The 19,143-nt window shown below is 45.2% G+C and carries 16 protein-coding genes; 2 read left to right on the top strand and 14 right to left on the bottom strand.

What is annotated here, in order from left to right:
• Window positions 1-66: 66 nt before the first annotated feature.
• Genes pyrR through AC5162_RS00710 form a run of 3 tightly spaced genes read right to left on the bottom strand, consistent with a single transcriptional unit; the run spans window position 67 to window position 1,951 of the window.
• The gene (pyrR, locus tag AC5162_RS00720; protein WP_496533351.1) at window positions 67-594 is read right to left on the bottom strand and encodes a bifunctional pyr operon transcriptional regulator/uracil phosphoribosyltransferase PyrR; all 528 of its coding nucleotides are present in this window, start codon (window positions 592-594) and stop codon (window positions 67-69) included.
• 54 nt (window positions 595-648) lie between these two features.
• On the bottom strand, window positions 649-1,572 hold the full coding sequence (locus tag AC5162_RS00715; protein ID WP_496533350.1) for an RluA family pseudouridine synthase: 924 nt from the start codon (window positions 1,570-1,572) through the stop codon (window positions 649-651).
• Window positions 1,565-1,951 carry an EbsA family protein gene (locus AC5162_RS00710; RefSeq protein WP_496533349.1) on the bottom strand — a complete coding sequence of 129 codons (387 nt, stop codon included), beginning with the start codon at window positions 1,949-1,951 and terminating at the stop codon, window positions 1,565-1,567. The genes AC5162_RS00715 and AC5162_RS00710 overlap by 8 nt, the downstream gene beginning before the upstream one ends.
• A gap of 97 nt (window positions 1,952-2,048) precedes the next feature.
• Here AC5162_RS00710 and AC5162_RS00705 point away from each other — a divergent pair, with 97 nt between their 5' ends.
• Window positions 2,049-2,435 carry a reverse transcriptase-like protein gene (locus AC5162_RS00705; RefSeq protein ID WP_496533348.1) on the top strand — a complete coding sequence of 129 codons (387 nt, stop codon included), beginning with the start codon at window positions 2,049-2,051 and terminating at the stop codon, window positions 2,433-2,435.
• A 124-nt stretch (window positions 2,436-2,559) separates the two neighbouring features.
• Here AC5162_RS00705 and AC5162_RS00700 read toward each other — a convergent pair whose 3' ends face one another.
• The 3 genes from AC5162_RS00700 to AC5162_RS00690 all read right to left on the bottom strand — a co-directional run bounded on the left by AC5162_RS00700 (window position 2,560) and on the right by AC5162_RS00690 (window position 10,741).
• Window positions 2,560-3,093 (bottom strand): GNAT family N-acetyltransferase, encoded by a 534-nt coding sequence (locus AC5162_RS00700; protein WP_496533347.1) that lies wholly within the window; start codon window positions 3,091-3,093, stop codon window positions 2,560-2,562.
• 242 nt (window positions 3,094-3,335) lie between these two features.
• On the bottom strand, window positions 3,336-9,353 hold the full coding sequence (locus AC5162_RS00695) for a DUF1542 domain-containing protein (RefSeq protein WP_496533346.1): 6,018 nt from the start codon (window positions 9,351-9,353) through the stop codon (window positions 3,336-3,338).
• Window positions 9,354-9,601: 248 nt separating this feature from the next.
• Window positions 9,602-10,741, bottom strand: a complete 1,140-nt coding sequence (locus tag AC5162_RS00690; RefSeq protein ID WP_496533345.1) for a THUMP domain-containing class I SAM-dependent RNA methyltransferase — start codon at window positions 10,739-10,741, stop codon at window positions 9,602-9,604.
• Between the two features lie 25 nt (window positions 10,742-10,766).
• Here AC5162_RS00690 and AC5162_RS00685 point away from each other — a divergent pair, with 25 nt between their 5' ends.
• Window positions 10,767-11,063, top strand: coding sequence for a hypothetical protein (locus tag AC5162_RS00685; RefSeq protein WP_496533344.1), 297 nt, complete (start codon window positions 10,767-10,769; stop codon window positions 11,061-11,063).
• A gap of 2 nt (window positions 11,064-11,065) precedes the next feature.
• Here AC5162_RS00685 and AC5162_RS00680 read toward each other — a convergent pair whose 3' ends face one another.
• The 8 genes from AC5162_RS00680 to AC5162_RS00645 form a co-directional block, all read right to left on the bottom strand.
• Window positions 11,066-11,758 (bottom strand): DnaD domain-containing protein, encoded by a 693-nt coding sequence (locus tag AC5162_RS00680; protein ID WP_496533343.1) that lies wholly within the window; start codon window positions 11,756-11,758, stop codon window positions 11,066-11,068.
• A 78-nt stretch (window positions 11,759-11,836) separates the two neighbouring features.
• On the bottom strand, window positions 11,837-13,147 hold the full coding sequence (gene asnS, locus AC5162_RS00675) for an asparagine--tRNA ligase (RefSeq protein WP_496533342.1): 1,311 nt from the start codon (window positions 13,145-13,147) through the stop codon (window positions 11,837-11,839).
• A 67-nt stretch (window positions 13,148-13,214) separates the two neighbouring features.
• Window positions 13,215-14,402 (bottom strand): pyridoxal phosphate-dependent aminotransferase, encoded by a 1,188-nt coding sequence (locus tag AC5162_RS00670; protein WP_496533341.1) that lies wholly within the window; start codon window positions 14,400-14,402, stop codon window positions 13,215-13,217.
• Between the two features lie 9 nt (window positions 14,403-14,411).
• Window positions 14,412-14,930, bottom strand: coding sequence for a hypothetical protein (locus AC5162_RS00665; RefSeq protein ID WP_496533340.1), 519 nt, complete (start codon window positions 14,928-14,930; stop codon window positions 14,412-14,414).
• A gap of 95 nt (window positions 14,931-15,025) precedes the next feature.
• Window positions 15,026-16,204, bottom strand: a complete 1,179-nt coding sequence (locus AC5162_RS00660) for a pyridoxal phosphate-dependent aminotransferase (protein ID WP_496533339.1) — start codon at window positions 16,202-16,204, stop codon at window positions 15,026-15,028.
• Window positions 16,205-16,279: 75 nt separating this feature from the next.
• The gene (dapB, locus tag AC5162_RS00655; protein WP_496533338.1) at window positions 16,280-17,041 is read right to left on the bottom strand and encodes a 4-hydroxy-tetrahydrodipicolinate reductase; all 762 of its coding nucleotides are present in this window, start codon (window positions 17,039-17,041) and stop codon (window positions 16,280-16,282) included.
• Window positions 17,038-17,928 (bottom strand): 4-hydroxy-tetrahydrodipicolinate synthase, encoded by an 891-nt coding sequence (dapA, locus tag AC5162_RS00650; protein WP_496533337.1) that lies wholly within the window; start codon window positions 17,926-17,928, stop codon window positions 17,038-17,040. The genes dapB and dapA overlap by 4 nt, the downstream gene beginning before the upstream one ends.
• A 56-nt stretch (window positions 17,929-17,984) precedes the next feature.
• Entirely contained in the window at window positions 17,985-19,136 is a 1,152-nt protein-coding gene (locus AC5162_RS00645; protein ID WP_496533336.1) for an N-acetyldiaminopimelate deacetylase, read from the bottom strand.
• Window positions 19,137-19,143: the final 7 nt, after the last annotated feature.

Here is a 19,143-nt window from a genome sequence, read left to right as displayed (position 1 = left end):
CCTTCTTACTGCTTTGAAAAATAGGGTTTAATTCATTAGACGAAAGCAAGGTTAAAAATCATGATGTTAGTGGACAATTTCCACTGCATCTTCCCCATCAATTTCCTTAACCCGGACCTTAATCTTTTCATTTTGAGCCGTTGGAATGTTCTTACCAACAAAGTCCGCCCGAATGGGTAATTCACGGTGACCACGGTCAACTAGGACTGCCAAAGCAATTGCTTGCGGCCGACCTAAACGAATCAAGGCATCCAAAGCTGCTCGGGTGGTCCGACCAGTAAAGAGAACATCATCAACCAAGACAATGTTTTGGTCTGAAATGTTAACCATTTCTGTTGGGTCCAAGCCCAATTGGTCATCATCATTCAAATGGTCATCACGGTAACTGGTAATGTCAATTGCCATTACTGGGATTTTCACCTGTTCCAGTTGTTCCAACCGGTCAGCAATCCGGTGGGCCAAATACTCGCCCCGGGTTTTAATTCCAACCAAAATTAAGTTTTGGCCACCCTTATTCCGTTCCAAAATTTCATAGGTAATTCGAGTCAATGCCCGTTGCATTGAGTCTTGGTCTAAAACAACTTTATCTGCCATATTGGCTCCTTCCTAGCTCTGCTACCTTCAGTATAATAAGCAGCTAATTCAATCTTAACCCTGGCTATCGCGCAAGGCTCTAAGTACATTTTCAAATAGTTCTGGTAAGTCTGACGTGAATTCTAATTCCTCACCGGTCGTTGGCTGGGTCAAGCCCAGCGTCTTAGCATGAAGCAACTGACCTGGTAAAGCAATTCCTAAGGCTTTGCTGTCATGGCCATAAACCGTATCACCAACAACCGGGTGACCAATGTAAGCCAAGTGTACTCGAATCTGGTGGGTACGCCCCGTTTCTAAGGCTAGTTCTAACAAGGTATACTTGTTAAACCGTTCGATAACCTGGAAATGCGTGATGGCTTCCCGGCCACCAGCAACAACTGCCTGTTTCTTGCGGTCTTTCGGGTGGCGGGCTAAGGGCGCATCAATGGTTCCTTCTTTTTCTTCAAAAGTCCCCTTCACCAAGGCATAGTAACGGCGTTTCGTCTTATGGGACTTTAATTCTGCGGCTAATGCTTGGTGGGCCTGGTCATTTTTAGCGACCATCAGCAAGCCCGACGTATCGCGGTCAATCCGATGAACGATACCAGGTCGGAATTCCCCGTTAATCGTTGATAGCGGTGCGTGGTACATCAGCGCATTCACCAAAGTTCCACCAGAATGACCAGGGGCTGGATGAACCACCATCCCCTGCGGCTTGTTCACCACCAACAAGTCATCGTCTTCATAGACAATGTCAAGCGGAATGTTTTCAGCCTCCAAGGCTGTTTCCTTAGTAGCAGGAACGGTGACAACCACTTCGTCTTCAGCTTTCACCTGGTAAGACCGCTTAACCGCCTTGCCATTCACCATTACCTGACCGTCCTTAATCCAAGCAGCTAAGGCAGACCGGGTATAGGGCAGGTCTTGGCCAGCCAAAAAGGCATCAATCCGGCCACCATCTTGTTGGGCCGTAATTTTAATTGGTGTCACTTCAGGCATTGTCTGAAAGTCCTTTCAAGGCTACCGCCATCTTCTTCGATACTCGGTAAGACCATTTTTTGCTGGCCGTTTCCAATATCAATTGCTTGCCCTTAATTGACCAATGATGGTCATCTTCTGCCAAATCAAACCTATCATGGTTACTGTGGAAAACATAGCCGACATACAAAGTTGTCCCCGTCAAATAAATATGACGACGGAAAAAAGTCACCAAGCCAATCGCCACGATAATCACCGTATACAATAGCCACCACCAGTCGAGGCTATAAAACAATTCACTCGCCCAAATCGGTACCACCAAGAAGAAGGACGCATACATAATCCAATAAATTTTTGTCCAATCCGTGATGGGTTGGTAATAGCCACGAGTAACGTTCATAAAAAGTCTCCTAAAAAGTATATAAACAACTACTATTTTACCATTTAGTCCGGTCTTCTGGTATTGTTATAGTGAAAGAAAAATGAGGAAATTACCATTGATTCGTTTATCAATTGATGCGGCCTTTCGTCAGGCCGACCATTCCACCAGTGCGGGCTTAGTTTTAGTCAATAATGGCCAACAATTTCAAGAAAAAATCCGCTTAGCTAACTGCCAAAGCAACCACGAAGCCGAATTCCAAGCTTTAATCTGGGCGATTACTAGTCAAAGGGCTGTCCTAGCAGAGGCCCCATTACTTGAAATCGTTTCCGATTCCAAGCTTTTGGTCGATTCACTCAAGAAAGGCTACGCCCACCACTATCAAGAAGAGGTTGACCAGATTTTAGGACTCTTGCCAAAGCCTGAGCTAACTTTTTACACCTGGGTTTCCGACCGCAATAACCGCGGTCCCCACCAACTTGCCTTACAGGCACTACAAGGCTAAGTTAGATTGTGCCAAGCTTAAGAAATTGATTTTAAACAGAGATTATATACAATTATATGCAAAAAAGTTGCCAGTAAATTAGCTAAGGACCAATTCAGGTCCCTATCCAATACTGACAACTTTTTTAGTCTTCAATCAAAAGTTGGTATGCCCAACGTTCCGTTGAAATATGGTCGGCCTCAACCATGTGGATTGTCCCACGCTTTTCAAAGCCGTTATTTGCAATTACTTTTTGCATTGGCAAATTACCAGGGTGCGTATCGATCCGGAAATCACGGGCACCTTGGGCATAGAAGTATGAAATCAAGGCTGTGATAAACCGAGGCGTCAACCGTTGCCCGCGGAATTTATCAGACATGGCCACTCGGTGCAAAGAAGCATAGTCATGCCCCTCTTTTAACCATGTTCCATTTTCTAAAGCAGTATAGATTGGGTCTTCCCCTTCAAAAGCTGCTGCGTAGCCAGCCACTTCATTATCGACCATCAACACGAAGGCTTGGTGGGCGTCCAAGTCTTCTTGGACCGCTGCTTCATTTGGATAATCAGCTTGCCACTGATCAATCCCCTGTTCCTTTAAATAACCTTTGGCGGTTTGCAAAATCGTTACGATTTCAGAAACATCACGAGCCTTGGCCCGCCGCATGAACACTACTGACATACATGCTATGTGCGTACTAAAAACTAAGAGTACGCTACTCCTTTCCAAATATCATCAAGAGTCCATTATAGCATAGACCAACCCCGACAAAACAGCCCCAAGTCAAGATTTGTTCATTATTTGTCCTATTCGACCAATAAGCATTTCCAGATAACAAAAAAGCCCAACTAGGACATTATCCTAGTCAGACTTTTCGGGTTGTTTTATTTTATTATCAATTTTTTGTGAGAAAAATTTATTGATTAAAACTTAGTACTAGTCTTCTTTTTAAGCCATGCTAACAGCGCTAATAATGCTAACACCACTGCGGCAACTAAACTAGCCAAACGCTGGCGGATAGTTTTAGCAGTCTTTGGCAAAATTGGTTCAGAACCAGTTTGGTTCACGTCAACAGTCTGCTGATCAGGTAGCTGAGTCGGAACTAGGTTCCCACTTTGATTAAAGGTAGCTGGGACAATTTCGGCACCAGTTCCTTCAGCGAGACCCTTATTAGCGGCATTCATTCCGTCGCTTTGACTACCTGCGCCATGGCCTTCGTCATGACTACCATTACCATCTGCTCCAGCATTTTGGTTACCGGCACCATTTGTTTCATTTCCTTGGTTACCATTAGCACCCGTTCCATCACCGTCGGTACCAGTGCCTTGGTTCCCATCATTATGAGAATCAGCATCGTTACCATCACGGTTATTTGGTTGGTTTCCATGGTTATCACTTCCGTTATCACCCTTACCATCATTACCACTATCATATGGGCGAAGAATTGAAGGGGCAATAAATAAGGCAGGATTTGGTACTGCATGAAGCCTTGCAATTTCTTCCGGAATAAACTTGTTAATTTCACGGTTGGTCTTGGCCGCATCAATTCGTTCACTTACTTCAGTACGGATTTGTCTCATCTGACGAAGTCGGGATAATAGACTTCTTCCATCCCAGCCAATGTAAGAAACCATCTTAAGGTAAAAGGCTTGATAGGCCCTATCAAACTCCCCCATCGCTCTCAAACGATCGTTTTTACTTGGAATCAGCGTTAATGGGAAGCCCAACGCCCCCACCTGGGTTCCAGACTTTCTAAAGATTACACCAATAGCAGCATAGGTCTTCCCCTTTGTCGCACGGATAGCTGCAACAGAATCTTCTTGAATTTGGTTAACCGCTTCAATTTTTTCTTGCAAATCCTGAGGATCGGCATTGGGGTACTTTCGTAAACGTTCACGGTCAGCATCAAAGGACAAACTAATTCTGTGAACACTATCTTCAATCAACCAATCATCAACGGTATCTGTAGGCACGTAAGCCTTTGGCGCTGTAATCGCATTAATCGCAGCGACAGTTTCTTTGACAATCGTCAAAAGCTCATGTTTTGTTTTAGCATACAATGTCTGGATCGAACCATTTATTTCCGTCATACTCAACAAAGAATTCTGTTCTTTCCAAGAATCTTGGTGGGGAACTGGTATTAATTGAAATTCGCGAATCCGTATGTCCGTAGCATCTGTGATAATTTGATCAGCTTCTTTACGTTCTGCGTCACTAGGCGTTTCATCTGTATCATCGATAAAATTAACAACGTCAACATCGGAATTATCCGATATACGATTTGAAAACTTTTCCACTTCTAAATCGCGTTTAACAATTCGATTGCTAGTAATAATCGGATTGTTAATCGTCATACTTAAGCTAGTTACTTCTTGAAGTGAACCACCATAAACGTCATGAACTACTGCTAAAGCGTCTTCAAATGTTTTGTCTAAATCACGAACATGTTTAACATCATTGATTTGCTTCATACCAGTCATTAAAGCTACTTCAATTTTATTAACTACATTCGAAACCTGGTCAACTGTTAAACTTTTATCAGAGCGAACTTGTTTTTCTTCCTGAACAGCATTACTTTTCAATTGTTGAAGGAAGACGTCACGTTCGCCCTGTGTTGGCGTCCGATAATCTTCAGAGAAGTAATTCTTCTTTAGTTCATCTAACGCCGCTGTTCCATTTTCTACTGCAGCATTTAATTCTGAAAGGTAAGTTGAAGAGTCGATTTGAGAAACATATTCATCCAACGTACTGTTCACTTCTTGCGTACGTGCAGACAACAATTCAGGCTTATCCTGCTCCGCTATTTTCAAACGATCTTTAATCTCGTTTGCTTGCTTTGTAAGCGCATCAATTCTCTTACTACGATCAATGTCAGTAACCATATAATGGTTATCATCTTTTCTTGGGAGCGAAATATCACCAATACGAGTCAAGTCATTGGCCAACTTACTTCTTAACGAAACAATAGTAGTAGCCGTATTAACATCATCATAAGCCTGGTAAACAGCATTAGATAATGCTTCTCTTTGAGCGCTTAAACTTTCTTCATCTGGATATGAAACACCATCAATACCATGTCGCTTCTTGTCCCGAGCTTGGTTAATCTGCTCTAAGGCATCTTGACGTTCTGCATCGGTAGCAGGACGATGTTCTTCATCAATAACAGGATCAGCAACCTTTTTAATCGCTTTTACATAATCAAAATATGTGGCCCGGACATCACCATTGGTTACTACTGCATCAATACGCTTCTGGTATTCATCGACAATTTGATTTACAACCGCAATTTGTTCTTCAAGGCTCTTAGCATCACGGTTAGGCAAAGCATTAAAGTCGTCAATCTTTTTTTGGCCAGAATGGCGGATTAGTCGCTTGTAGAATTCCTTGTTATCAACACTAGCTGGTTGAAAAGCTTCAGCAACTTCTGGCAAGGCAATTTGTTGGATGGTTTGAATACCATCTTGAAGAGCCTTATCTAAGTCTTTATTGGTTTTAGCATTATCAATCGCGTCAATTGCAGCCTTTTTAGCAGTTGAAAGAAGTTCATTTTGCTTATCCAAACTATCATCATCTGGATTCAAAACTGTACCAAACTCTGCCTTTTTGTCATCTACCACCTGGTTAATCTTATCCTTTGCGGCAGCAACAGCGGCTGGGTCAACTGGTCGGTAAACATAAGCAAGAGTTGGGTTGGCAATGTCTTTAATTGACTTGAGTCCTTCTTGCAAGGCTTGGTCTAATTCGCCGTTCGTTTTAGCACCATCAATTGTTTGCTTTGCCTTCTCTTGAGCTGTAGTAAGGGCCTTCTTTTGGATTGCTAAACTATCACCATCGGGGTGATCGACTTTACCAAAATCAACCAATTTATCAGCAACCGCTTCGTCAACTTTGGCCTTGGCAGCGGTCACATCAACAGCCTTAACCGCCTGGTGAGGATAATCAAGAGTAGGCTTGGCCACTTTATCAATTGCTGTTAAGCCATCTTGAACTGCCCGGTCTAGTTCGCCCTTAGTCTTAGCTGCCTGAATTGCTTGGTCAGCACCTGCGACTGCCTGGTCAACCAAGGCCTTTTGGTCGGCAAGGCTCAGTGGGTCAACACCATCAATATTAGCAAAGCTATCCTTCGCATCGTTAGCATGACTAGTAACTTGCTGAAGGGCTGCTTGCCGGTCTGCGTCTGTCGGTGCAACAGTCTTAGGGTCAATTGCAGCCTTTTTCAAAGCGTGAATCTTTTCCAAGTCCGCAATACCATTATCGATGGCTTGTTGCACTAATGGAATCGTCTGACCAGCATAAACACTGCCCTTGGCACCAGCGAAGGTCTCCTTGACTTGGTCATGGAGCTTTGCCTTAACGTCATTGTTCAACTTAATATCATTGTCAATGGCAACGTTAACTTGCTTAGCAATATCAGCTAGGTCGTTAATACCAAGGTGGCGGGTAGCCTTCAACAAGGCTGCATTCACATCCCCCTTGGTCGTTGCTGCACTCTGGATGGCAGCAATTTGTTGCATGGTATTAATTTGTGCCTGGCTAATGGCAGTCGTTGTTGTCGCATCACTAATTGCCTGCTGACCGTCTGCCACCACGCCATGAATCTGTTGGATATACTGTGAAACTTGGTCGTCGGCCACCTTTGGGGCCAAGTAGGTAATCACCGCTTGAACCAGCCGAGCCTGCTTTTGAATACTATCCATTGCTTCCATGCGGTTAGTCGTCAAATCAGTACCGGCAACATTCTTTTCTTGCAAGACTGTCATTGACGTTGGTCGGATTGGGATAACCTTACCATCAGCCAAAGTCATTTGGCCAGTGTAGTAAACCTTGAACGGTTGGTTATAAATTTCAAAATCAGCCTTGCCTGTCCGCTTTCCTTCTGGGTCAACAGACTTCACCAACCGAATTGAACTAACTTGACTATTTGGATGGATACCTTGACCATCCAACAAGACAGAGTGATCGAAGTAGTCAATTACTCGGTCAAAGCGGTTTAAGTTATCATAGAAAGTCTGTCCATCCTTAAAGGTTACCATCCGATGGTCCATGTCAGAACCAGGCAGCACCTTGGTTTGACCAGTAATTTCTTGCCATTCAGCACTATCACCAGCAATTTCTTTGCTGTTTTGGTTATCGACAGTCGCCTGGTCTAATGGTGACAAGTAGGCCCGCCAAGTTTGAACTGAAGAAAACTGCAATGGATTATCCTGGTTATGTCCATTTTTAATGGCAATATCCGAACCAAGGTTGCCGTTTTGACCATAGTCACGACTATGACGGGATAACATCTTTTCAGCATCCAATGAGTTAACTGACAAAGCCAATTCACCATTTGGCATTGGTGGTAACTGTCCCTTGGTCAAAACCTTATAGGGACTATCGTCAGCAAACTTCAACATCTGACTACTAGTATCCGTTCCACGGCCATATGTTTGATTAATTTCAGCCGTTGATAAGTTACCGGTATAGCGGTCCATATCAAAGTTCAAATAACCATAAGCACCACCAGTAATGTTACCAGCCCATGAGCAGGCGTTCATAAAGAACTTTGTCAACAAAATCTTAGCCTGCAAAACTGGGCTATTATACTTCGATAGTTCATCCCCACGAACCAGGAAATAAATTCCATGTGGGTCCTTTTCTAAGTTGACCTTGGTATCACTTGGGTACAAAGTAATTGGGTAAAAAGGACTGTCTGACCCGCGCAATGATAAGTTCGTACCATATTCAGCATTTAGCTTATCAATCACGCTACCCAAAATCGCATCCAAGACATTTCCAGCTGTACCGGTAATCGGCACACCCAGAGAAGTTGAAACCAAGCTATTCAAACCAGGAATTTGATTAATTGCCCGGTCTAAGCCAAGGGTCACATTCAAATTCATTTCTGCCCCAAACTTGGTGTTATCCAAGTTCATAGTCTTGACGAAGTCTTCTGGGTTCACCCCATCTGGCACAGCCATTCGAAGGTAAATTCCATATTGGCCGCTATCATAGTCACTATTCAACTTGTTTTGCACCATTCCCAGGCTCAAAACATTTGCCACGGATGACAAAGTGCTCTTAAAAGCATTGAAATAATACAACGGGTTTAACACTGAATAATTACTTGAATTAATCCCGGCCGTAAATGGGAACCCGCCACCATAAGATAGGGTGTTTTGGGGCAGGTAATAATTGGTTTCAGACCCCTTGATGTTTTGACCGACAACAGCAGATAAGCCATCCAAAGCTTGGCGCATCGCTGAGTTATCAGTTGTCAGGCGCATTTCTGACACATTGGAGTAATCATTTTGCACGCCACCTAAGCCAAAGAAAGCGTAATCTTCGTTACCAAAGACCATCTCACCCGGCTGGTCAATGTAAGACTTATCGGCTTCAAGGGTGGCATCACCTGGTACATCGGTATTAGGTGCATAACCACCAACCTTGTTCGTTAACTTTTCATAAGCTGTGGCTGTTAACTGATACAAGGTTGGAAGTGGTTCGTTATTAGCGACTGCCCGACTTGTCCGATTAGTTCTCTCAAGGCTAATCGAACTACTGTCAGTACTGTTCTTTGTTGAACTTTCAACGGCATTGGTTGCTGTCGTACTTTGACTAGAAACAGACTCACTTTGGTCAGTGCTTGTTGATGGCTCTACCTGTGAGTCAGTCGAACTTGTTGAAACGACGTTCGGACTATCCTGTGTCTGAGTGTTAGTACTCGTTGGTTCAGCAGATGAACTAGTACTAGCAACCAAAGCGGAAGTATCAGTGGCAACCGGCTCTCCATCCGGCTGTATACTAATACCTGTCTTACTTGGAACTTGGTCGGCAGCAGCCGACAACTTGTGTTCTTGGTCTAGCGCAGCTAAGCCACTAGAAACAAAGAACGTCGTGGCCACCAGCCAAGTCCTTTTTGATTGAAAAATTCTATACTTCTTTCTTACTTTTGTATCCATTTCTCTACATCCTTCTCTAATGCATTTCTATGTTACAAAATGATTATAAGATAAGAAATAATAAAAGGCAATTTTATCAATTTAGATTTTTTATTTATAATTTTTAAAATGAAATGAGATATTATACAACACATTTATCTTTTTGTTGTTTATCTCAGAATAATATTTATTTCTTTTTTTAAACTATTCCGTCTTTATTTCAAAATAAAAAAGCCAAAAAAATTTTGGCTTTTTATCAAATATTCTACTTACTGACGTGGTTGGCGCTGGGCCCAATACTGGTAATAATCAACACGCAGCTGCCCGTTAAAGAGTTTCCGCTTCTTGGTTGCCTTTTGACCGAAGGCCTTTTCAAAGGACAAGTCCGAAGTCAAAATGTACTTTGACCAGTAGTCCAATGGCTTATATAAGGCACCCATTTGCTTGTACAAAGCAGTCGCTTCCTCTTCTTCACCGAGTCGTTGCCCGTAAGGTGGGTTAGCGACTAAGACGCCGTGGTCAGTTGCCGGTTCCCAGTCACCAGCTGCTAAGGTTTCAAACTGGATATCTTGTGACAAACCAGCGTGCTTAGCATTTTCTTTGGCAATTGCCACCATCTTGGCATCAATATCGTAACCATGAATATCCAAGGGACTGTCATAGTCGGCCTGGTCTTCGGCCTCATCCCGGATTGTATCAGACAAGGAATGGTCAAACCAGTCCATTTGCTCGATATCAAAGGTCCGGGTCAATCCCGGTGCCAAGTTCCGACCAATCAAAGCGGCTTCAATTGGAATTGTCCCTGAACCACAGGTTGGGTCAACAAAAGGCAGGTCTTTTTGCCAATTCGTTAGCAAAATCAAAGCCGCCGCGAAGTTTTCCTTCAACGGTGCTGGCCCCTTTTGAACCCGGTAACCACGCTTAAAGAGCGACGGACCAGTTGTATCTAAGGTCAAAGTCACCTGGTCTTTAGCCACCATTACTTCTAATTGAGCAAAGTACCCAGTTTCAGGCAGACGGGTCCGGACGTGGTAAGCCTCTTGCAACCGTGAAACAATCGCCTTCTTCGTGATCGACTGTACGTCTGGTACTGAGTGCAAGGCTGATTTTTGTGACCGACCTGCTACCGGAAATTCCGAATCGTAGTTCAAATAATCTTCCAGCGGCAAGGCCTTGATCCCTTCGAAGAGGTCATCAAAGGTCGTTGCATGAAATTCTCCCAAGACAATCTTCACCCGGTCAGCTGTCCGTAACCAAAGGTTGGCCCGCAAAATATCGGCCTGTGTCCCCTCGAAAAAGACCCGGTAGTTTTCAACTTCTGGGTGATAACCTAAGTCTTTTAATTCCTGGCCAACCACCGATTCCAAACCAGCAGCAACCGTGACCATCAAACGATATTTCTTTTCCATCATTTTCCTTTATAATTAAACTATTATGACTGTAACCGACTTCTTTGCCCTAACAAAATATCTAGCTGACCAAACGCCACTCTATGCTCAGGTGGGCTCAGACCGTGACCAATTTTTGCCAATTAGTCAGCTAAAGTACCTAAAAGACAGTTCTGAAGTTGCCTTTGTCACCGGGCAAAAACCAATTACGCTAGGACAAATCCAAACCCGGCTCAGCCAATCCGGCGGTCACACCGCCCTCTTTTGCCAAGTCAACCAGGGAAATGCCGTCCCACTGCTTGGCTTCCACCAAAACGATGCGGGCGACTTAATCCTAAGGTAAGACTACTCCAACTTGAAGTCAGGCACAATCGCCTGGCTTTTTTGCTGGCCATTTTGTCGCCCTTGGCGGGTCTTACTCTGATAAGTCACACCCCGGCGCTTGTCTTTGGCAATTTGAACGGCTTGTGGCGAGGTTAGGTTTTCCCGCTGCCAGTTGACCAAAATTGCTTCAATATAGCGCAACGACCGTGCATTATTGGCGATTGCTTCTTGGATAGCCAAAACCATCATATTCGGGTCAAAGTGGTCTTGGTCAAACCATTGTGCGACCGTTTGCATTTCCAAAGGCGAGAGGTCTCTGCCAAATTCAGCCTGCAAAATCTTCAAGATTTCCAAACGGCTCTTTTCACCAGCCGAAACCACCTTCGTGGTTGGCCGCATCCCCTGACCGTTTAACAACCGGTCATACAGGGGTAAAAAGTCGTAGAACTCCACACCATTACCGGCCGAGCTAATTTTCATTAACCCCCGGTCAACCATCGACTTTAACCGGCTAATGACTGTTTTCTCAGTGACTTTCATGACCTGGGCAATCACACTTGGCAAAGCCTGGTCTCCTTGGTTTTGCAGCCGAGTAACCTGCAAAAAAACGGCCAAGTCATCATTATCAAAGCCAAGGTCGCGGTAATGGACCAAGAGCTCATTTTCGAGACTGGTTTGCCCAGCTTGAATAAAGTTACTTAATTTTTGGTCCATCAAAAGCCCCTTTCCAAAAAGCTGCTAACCGTGCAAAAACGCCCAAAGACAACCTTGGGCGTTTTGTCATATCGAAGTTTATGGGCGCAAACGGTGCGTCATCCGTGGGAATGGAATTGCTTCCCGGATGTGGTCTTCACCGGTCACAAAAGTTACCATCCGTTCCAAACCAAGGCCAAAGCCAGAGTGAGGGACAGAACCGTACTTACGTAAGTCAAGGTACCAACCGTATTCGTCGAGGTCCAAACCTTCTTCTTCCAAACGAGACTTCAAGTAGTCATAGTCAGTATCACGTTCTGACCCACCAATGATTTCACCGTAACCTTCAGGAGCTAACAAGTCAGCTGAAATCACCACATCATCACGGCTTGGGTGGCGCTTCATATAAAAGGCCTTAATTGCCTTCGGGAAGTTCGTGATAAAGACTGGCTTTGAGAAATGGTTGGCCAAGAAAGTTTCTTCAGGTGAACCAAAGTCAACACCCCATTCCACGTCAAAGTCGTTTTCTTGCAACAACTTAATTGCGTCATCATATGACATTCGTGGGAATGGCAATTGGGTATAAGAACGGAGCAAGTCCTTGTCTCGTTCCAACAAGTCCAATTCTTGTTCGTTTCGTTCCAAGACCTTTTCAATCAAAAAGGCGATATAACGTTCTTGGATAGCCAATGAGGCTTCTTGGTCCATAAAGGCCATTTCAGGCTCAATCATCCAAAATTCCGTCAAGTGACGACGAGTCTTTGACTTTTCAGCACGGAAAGCTGGTCCGAAGGTAAAGACCTTTGAAAAGGCCATTGCCCCAGCTTCGGCATACAATTGACCTGTCTGTGATAAGAAGGCCGATTGGCCAAAGTAATCCGTTTCAAACAAGTCAGTCGTTCCTTCAGGAGCTGACCCAGTCAAAAGCGGTGCATCCATCTTGATGAACCCTTCTTGGTTAAAGAATTCATAGGTGGCAGCAATCAATGTGTTACGGATCTTCAACGTAGCAAATGGCTTGATGTGACGGAGGTACAAGTGCCGTTCGTCAAACAAAAAGTCAGTTCCGTGTTCCTTTGGCGTAATTGGATAGTCATGGCTTTCGCCGATTACTTCAATCCCGGAAACACTCATTTCATAACCAAATGATGACCGGTCATCTGCCCGGATTTCACCCGTTACGTACAAAGACGTTTCTTGCTTCAAATCCTTGGCTGTTTCAAAAACATCTTCAGCTACGTCAGCCTTGGCCACGACCCCTTGGAAAAAGGCTGTTCCGTCGCGCAACTGCAAAAAGGCCATCTTTCCTGAGCCGCGCTTTTGGCGGAGCCAGGCCCCAATTTTAACGGTTTGGCCAACGTACTTTGGCGCATCCACGATTTGAATAGTTGGAATACTTGTTTCTGTCATCGATTTTTGTGGTCACTAAAAGTGACCTCTCCTATCTTAATTTTAAATCTAAATTATCTGTCAACTTTTAACTAACGAAGTCCTTAATCCGGGCCAAGGCCTGATTAATTTGTTCCTGGTCCTTAGCGTATGAAATCCGCAAGAACCCTGGCATCCCAAAACCTTCTCCCGCTGGGATGGCCACCTGTTTTTCTTCTAATAAGGCACTGGCAAATTCAACACTAGAAGAAAGACCTAACTTGTCCAAGACAGATTGGTCAACCTTGAAGAAAAGGTAAAAGGCCCCTTCAGGTTTAGCCAAGACGGACAAGCCGTCAATGGCCTGCAAACCATTATAAGTAGCATTCAACCGCGCTTCAAAGGTCTGACGCATCTGTTCGATAATGTCCTGGTCAGTGGTTAAAGCAGTCAAAGCCGCTTGCTGGCCAACAGCTGATGGGTTAGAAGTCATGTGACCAAGCAACTTATTCATGGCGGCAATAATCTTTTGATCGGCAATTGTCCAACCAATCCGCCAACCAGTCATTGAATAAGACTTGGAAACCCCATTAACGATAATCAGGCGCGAATCCTTGATGTCTTGCAAAGACAAGGCAGAGGTAAAGGTGGCCCCGTTATAAACCAATTGGCCATAAATTTCATCAAAAATAACAAAGGCACCATGGTCATTGGCCCAGTCTAACAAGGCCTGAACTTCTGCTTTTTGGTAGAGCTGGCCAGTTGGGTTCGTTGGATTGTTAATGATTAACAACTTGACTTGACCTGAAACCTCATCCAAGTCGGCTGGGGTCAACTTCATATCCGCTGACTTCGTATCAACGGCGGTAAAAGTCCCACCAGCTAAGCGGACTTGTTCAGCATAAGATACCCAGAATGGGGCTGAAGTCACCACTTGGTCACCAGGGTTAATTAGCACCTGCATCAAGGCGTACAAAGACAACTTAGCACCAGTCGTCACTGTTACCTGGTCAGCTGACAACTTTTGACCAGTCAACTTGAAAGAATGGTCAGCAATTGCCTGTCGGAGCGGCAAAATCCCACCAACCGGCGTGTAAAAGGAAGTCTTATTGGCTTCAATTGCCTTAATAGCGCCCTGATTAATTGGAGCAGGGGTTTGAAAATCAGGTTCACCAACGCCAAGGTTAATCACATCCATGCCAGCAGCGGCCATTTCCTTTGCTTTTTTGGAAACCGCTAACGTTGCAGATGGTTGTAGCGCCTGGCTACGCTTTGAAAACTCACTTGTATCAAGCATGCAACACTCCTAAATTCCAATAATTGACCGGTAAACTTCCCCTGACTTGTAGTCTAAGGTTAAGTAGTTGAGTTTACCGTTTTGGTCTTCGTAACTAACTTCCCAAACCAAAGCTTTTTCGTATTCAGATAAGTTGGCCGAGTAAACCTTCTTTGGGTTGTACTTTTTCTTCAACAATGATGAAAGTTGTGAATTGGACAAACCATTGCCATAGTCAAAGGTCGTTACCTTATTATTTCTGATAATGGCAACCTTTTGACTACCATTTTCAGAACCCAAGACCGCATAAGTAGTCCCATCCCGGTAATCAACCGTTAAATCATGGAGGTTGGTCATATCCGTTTTTTGGTTCACTGTTTTTTGGACACTTGCTTCAGCCTGGGCCATTGGACGCAAAGACATGTAAACATATCCAGCCAAACCGGCTGCTGCAATAACCATGATTGTTATTAAAATGAACCAGAACTTTCCCCACGAAAACCGCTTACGGCTGAAGGCCTTTGACCGATTCGTTCGATTTGATCTCATCAAGGTGCTATCTCCAATTTGTCATAACTATTTTGTATTATAGCAAAAAAAGAGCATAGCTAGTGGAGAAAATCACCGCTCGGCTCTTTTTTAAATTAATATTTAGCAACGTAAGAATTAATCCGAAAAACGGCTTCTTCAATATCTGGCGTATCCGTCGCGTAAGAAAAGCGCAAATACCCTTCCCCGCCTGGCCCAAAGACTGAACCAGGAATCACGCCGACCTTGGCCTTGCGGGCCAAGTCTAAGACAAAGGCCTGGTCATCTTGGTCAAGCTGAGCTGGAATCTTAGCAAAGAGGTAAAAGGCCCCGTTAGGCTTGGTAAAGGTAAAGCCAGCCTTTTTCAAACCAGCCATGAGAATATCCCGCCGTTCTTGATAAACCTTGCCCATTTGAACTGGCGCTTCTGGCGCCTTAGTAATCGCAGCCAAGGCCCCGGCCATAATTGGCGTTGGTGCACATGAAACGGTCCCACCGTGGGCCTTGCCAATCGCCGTCATCATCTCTCTTGGCCCAGCCACAAAGCCCACCCGGTAACCAGTCATCGCGTGAGACTTTGATAAACCGGTAATTAAGATGGTTTGACTTGGCACTAAGGAAGCCAATGACAGGTGTGGGTGGTCATAGCTCAGTTCAGCATAAATTTCATCTGATAAAACAACTAAGTCCGTTTGGTCGATTACCTTAGCTAGGTTCTTTAAATCATCATCCGTATAGTTCACCCCGGTTGGGTTACCCGGATAATTAATAATCAAGCCTTTAGCTTCTGGGTGAGCCACTAAGGTTTCTTGTAGCATTTGCCCGGAGAACAAAAATGCTGGGGCCGTGTTGACTTCAACCACGTTCAACCCTAAACGAATTGCCGCCGCCTTATAAAAGGAGAAAGCCGGTGTTGGAATCAAGACCGTATCACCTGGATTAAACAAGGCAGCAAGGCTAATATACAGCGCTTCTGCTGCACCAACCGTCACGGTAATTTCCCCTTCTGGGTCATAAACAGGGGCCTGGTACCGGTCTTTTAGGTAGGAGCTAATCGCTTGCCGCAAGGCCAACGTCCCCTGCGATGGTGCGTAGTGGGACTGGTCGTTATCAACAGCTTCTTTCACCGCTTCTTTGACAACATCAGGAACTTTAAAGTCTGGTTCCCCAAGGGTTAACTTGATGATACCATCAATCTTTGACAACTCCGTATCGACGGCCCGAATAGCTGCTGGCGGTACTTGGTCCAACAACTTACTGTGTCGTCCTTGCAAACTTGCTTTCACTTCTACCATTAAAATCCCCCGTTTCGATAGCAACACTACATTTCGTTCAATCCTCTTTTGTTCTTAGTTCCTCTTATTCTAATATTATAAGACGTTTTCTAAGCCAGTCTGTAATCCTGTTACCTTTTCTAACCCACGAATTGCTTGGGCAACACCGGTCATAAAGGCGGCTCGGTTAGAGGTGGACTGCTTGATTGTCAACGTTTCACCAGCTGAGCCGAACAAGACCGTTTCTTCTGCTAAAATGCCAGGCAAGCGGACAGCATGGATTGGAATTTCATTTTCTTGGTTCCCCCGGGCACTAGCGTCTGAAACCGGAATATTTGGCATTTCCGTCCGCGCTGCTTTCATCATTTGAGCCGTTTGGATGGCCGTTCCAGACGGTGCATCGACCTTATCTTCATGGTGGGCTTCAATAATTTCACCGGCTGGCAAATACACTGCCGCCTGCTTAGCAAACTGCATCAACAAGACCGCCGTAATCGAAAAGTTTGGCACGATTAAACCAGCCTGGTTGTGAGTGGCAGCTTCTTTGGCCAAGGCTGCTTGCTGGTCAGCCGACAACCCCGAGGTTCCCATCACCAAGTCAAAGCCATGGGTCAAGGCATACTGACCGTTTTCAAAGGCGACGGCCGGCTTGGTCACATCAACCCAGACATCAGCCGTCACATCAATGTCAGTCAAAGCCGTAAAAGTTGGTACCGCCGATTGGCTTTTTTCTGCGCTTTGCAAAGCCCTGGTCGTTGTTAACTGCCCGACTAGTTCCATATCAGCCTGGTCAGCCACCATTTGGGCAATTGACTGGCCCATCTTCCCGTTGGCTCCCGCTAGAAAAATTGTCTTCATGCTACTACTCCTTGGTGTCCTAATTGAACGTGTAAGTCACGGGTTTGTTCAGCCGTTAATGGCAACAGTGGCAAACGAACCTGGTTTTCAATCAAGCCTTCTTCTGCCAAAATGGCCTTAACAGGGCTTGGTGAAGGGTGGGAGAACAACGCGTTCATCCGCGGTGTCAAGTACCGTTGGTACTCACCGGCTTTTTTAACATCCCCATTTTCTAGGGCCGTAAACAAAGCCTGCATTTCATGGCCATATAAGTGAGAAGCAACCGAAATCGTACCAGCACAACCAACCGCCTTAGCAGCTAAGGTCTGACTGTCTTCACCAGTAAAGACTAAGAAGTCATCAGGGGCCCGGTCGACTAGTTCGGCCAAGTCATCGATACTTGTAACCTGCTTAACAGCGTTGATGTTTGGGTGTTCGGCCAAATGCAAAACCGACTCATTCGTCAAAAAGACGGTTGACCGGCCCGGAATGTTGTACAGCATCACAGGAACAGCACTGGCGTCAGCAATCGCCTCAAAGTGGGCAACCATCCCCGCTTGGTCCGGCTTATTATAGTAAGGAGTGACGGCCAACACGCCAGTCACCCCGTCAATTTGGCTAGCCATTTTTGCTAGTTCAACCGACTCAGCAGTGTTATTGGTTCCAACATTAGCAACCACTGGCGTGCGATGATTGACATAGTGGGCAAAGTGCTCATATAAGTCTTGCCGTTCTCCATCGGTCAAAGTTGGTGATTCACCGGTTGTCCCACCAATCACAAAACCTTGGCTACCTTCGCCAATCAACTTGTCAGTCAAGGCGTCTAAAGCTGGGTAATCAATCTGGTTGTCAGTTGTAAAAGGGGTAATTAAAGCGGTAATTAAGTTTACTGAAGATAAGGTATTCATCAGCGTGCCATCCTTTCTGATTTACATACGGGTCCATTTGGAATTTGTTAAACGACTTAACCGGCCATCCGGTTTTCAAGGTAAGCAACTAAGGCCTGAATGCCAGGCTGAATTGCTGACTCGTCCGGACTTAACCGGCTGTCATGAAGACTGTGGGTTGGATCACCAACCCCTAACCAAAACATCGTACCCGGAATTTGGTTAATCAAGTAGCCAAAGTCTTCACCGGTCATGGCTGGTTCGGCAATGCTAAAGTCAATCGAAGGATTTTGACTCATAAAGCCAATCACCGCCTTCGTTGTTTCAGGATTATTTTCGACGGGGTAATAGCCCTCTTGGACTAAGTCGAGGTCCATTTCAATCCCGTATGTGAGGGCAATCCCATCGGAAATTGCCTGGACTCGCCCTTGCATCATTTCTAGGTTTTCCTGGGTAAAGGCCCGGATTGTTCCGTCTAACTTGGCTTCTCCGGCAATTACGTTACCAGCAGTTCCAGCATGAAAGTCGCCAATCGTGACCACCCCACCAGAAACCGGGTCAACCGACCGGGAAACAACTGTTTGAACTTGGCTAACAAAGGCCGCAGCCGCTACAATCGCATCCTTGGCCTGGTGAGGGTAAGCGGCGTGCCCACCCTGGCCCTTAACCGTCAAATGAATTTCGGTCGTGCCGGCAAATAAGGTTCCTTGCATCGTTGCGAGTCGCCCCGCCGGTAAGTTTGGCTGGTCATGCAAGGCATAAATTTCATCAATTTGGTAGTCGCCTTGGAAAACGCCCAGTTCATAAAGCTGCTTACCACCCGCCTCTGACTCTTCAGCCGGCTGGAATAAGAAAACCAAGTTTTCGACTGGTTGGTTGTTAGCAAAGTGTTCCAAGATGCCAAGGGCAACCGTCATGTGGATATCATGGCCACAGGCGTGCATTGTCCCCGGATGAGTTGAGGCAAAGGGCAAGTTCGTTTCTTCTTCGATTGGTAACGCGTCAATGTCAGCCCGGTAACCAATCGTTTTATCACCCTTCGTCCCAGCCAAGCGGACTAAAATCGCCGTTGGCAGTTCTTTGACTTCTTTAGTTTCGAGAAAGGGGCAGTCCAGGCCGTCAATGACTTTTTGCAAGTAGTCCTTGGTCTGAAACTCTTTCAATGCCAATTCTGGTATTTTATGAAGGTCCCTACGAACCTGAATTAAGTCCAGCGTCTGTCCTGCCATCTCTTTC

The sequence above is a fragment of the Fructobacillus sp. ChS1-6f1-1-27 genome (assembly GCF_059579415.1).
The sequence above is the reverse complement of the archived record's forward strand: the minus strand, read 5'-3'. Positions and strand labels throughout refer to the sequence as shown.

Bases quoted from the DNA above. Each gene is read 5' to 3' on its own strand.
- pyrR (WP_496533351.1), bottom strand. From the start codon at position 594: ATGGCAGATAAAGTTGTTTTAGACCAAGACTCAATGCAACGGGCATTG.
- AC5162_RS00715 (WP_496533350.1), bottom strand. From the start codon at position 1,572: ATGCCTGAAGTGACACCAATTAAAATTACGGCCCAACAAGATGGTGGC.
- AC5162_RS00710 (WP_496533349.1), bottom strand. From the start codon at position 1,951: ATGAACGTTACTCGTGGCTATTACCAACCCATCACGGATTGGACAAAA.
- AC5162_RS00700 (WP_496533347.1), bottom strand. From the start codon at position 3,093: ATGTCAGTAGTGTTCATGCGGCGGGCCAAGGCTCGTGATGTTTCTGAA.
- AC5162_RS00695 (WP_496533346.1), bottom strand. From the start codon at position 9,353: ATGGATACAAAAGTAAGAAAGAAGTATAGAATTTTTCAATCAAAAAGG.
- AC5162_RS00690 (WP_496533345.1), bottom strand. From the start codon at position 10,741: ATGGAAAAGAAATATCGTTTGATGGTCACGGTTGCTGCTGGTTTGGAA.
- AC5162_RS00685 (WP_496533344.1), top strand. From the start codon at position 10,767: ATGACTGTAACCGACTTCTTTGCCCTAACAAAATATCTAGCTGACCAA.
- AC5162_RS00680 (WP_496533343.1), bottom strand. From the start codon at position 11,758: ATGGACCAAAAATTAAGTAACTTTATTCAAGCTGGGCAAACCAGTCTC.
- asnS (WP_496533342.1), bottom strand. From the start codon at position 13,147: ATGACAGAAACAAGTATTCCAACTATTCAAATCGTGGATGCGCCAAAG.
- AC5162_RS00670 (WP_496533341.1), bottom strand. From the start codon at position 14,402: ATGCTTGATACAAGTGAGTTTTCAAAGCGTAGCCAGGCGCTACAACCA.
- AC5162_RS00665 (WP_496533340.1), bottom strand. From the start codon at position 14,930: ATGAGATCAAATCGAACGAATCGGTCAAAGGCCTTCAGCCGTAAGCGG.
- AC5162_RS00660 (WP_496533339.1), bottom strand. From the start codon at position 16,204: ATGGTAGAAGTGAAAGCAAGTTTGCAAGGACGACACAGTAAGTTGTTG.
- dapB (WP_496533338.1), bottom strand. From the start codon at position 17,041: ATGAAGACAATTTTTCTAGCGGGAGCCAACGGGAAGATGGGCCAGTCA.
- dapA (WP_496533337.1), bottom strand. From the start codon at position 17,928: ATGAATACCTTATCTTCAGTAAACTTAATTACCGCTTTAATTACCCCT.
- AC5162_RS00645 (WP_496533336.1), bottom strand. From the start codon at position 19,136: ATGGCAGGACAGACGCTGGACTTAATTCAGGTTCGTAGGGACCTTCAT.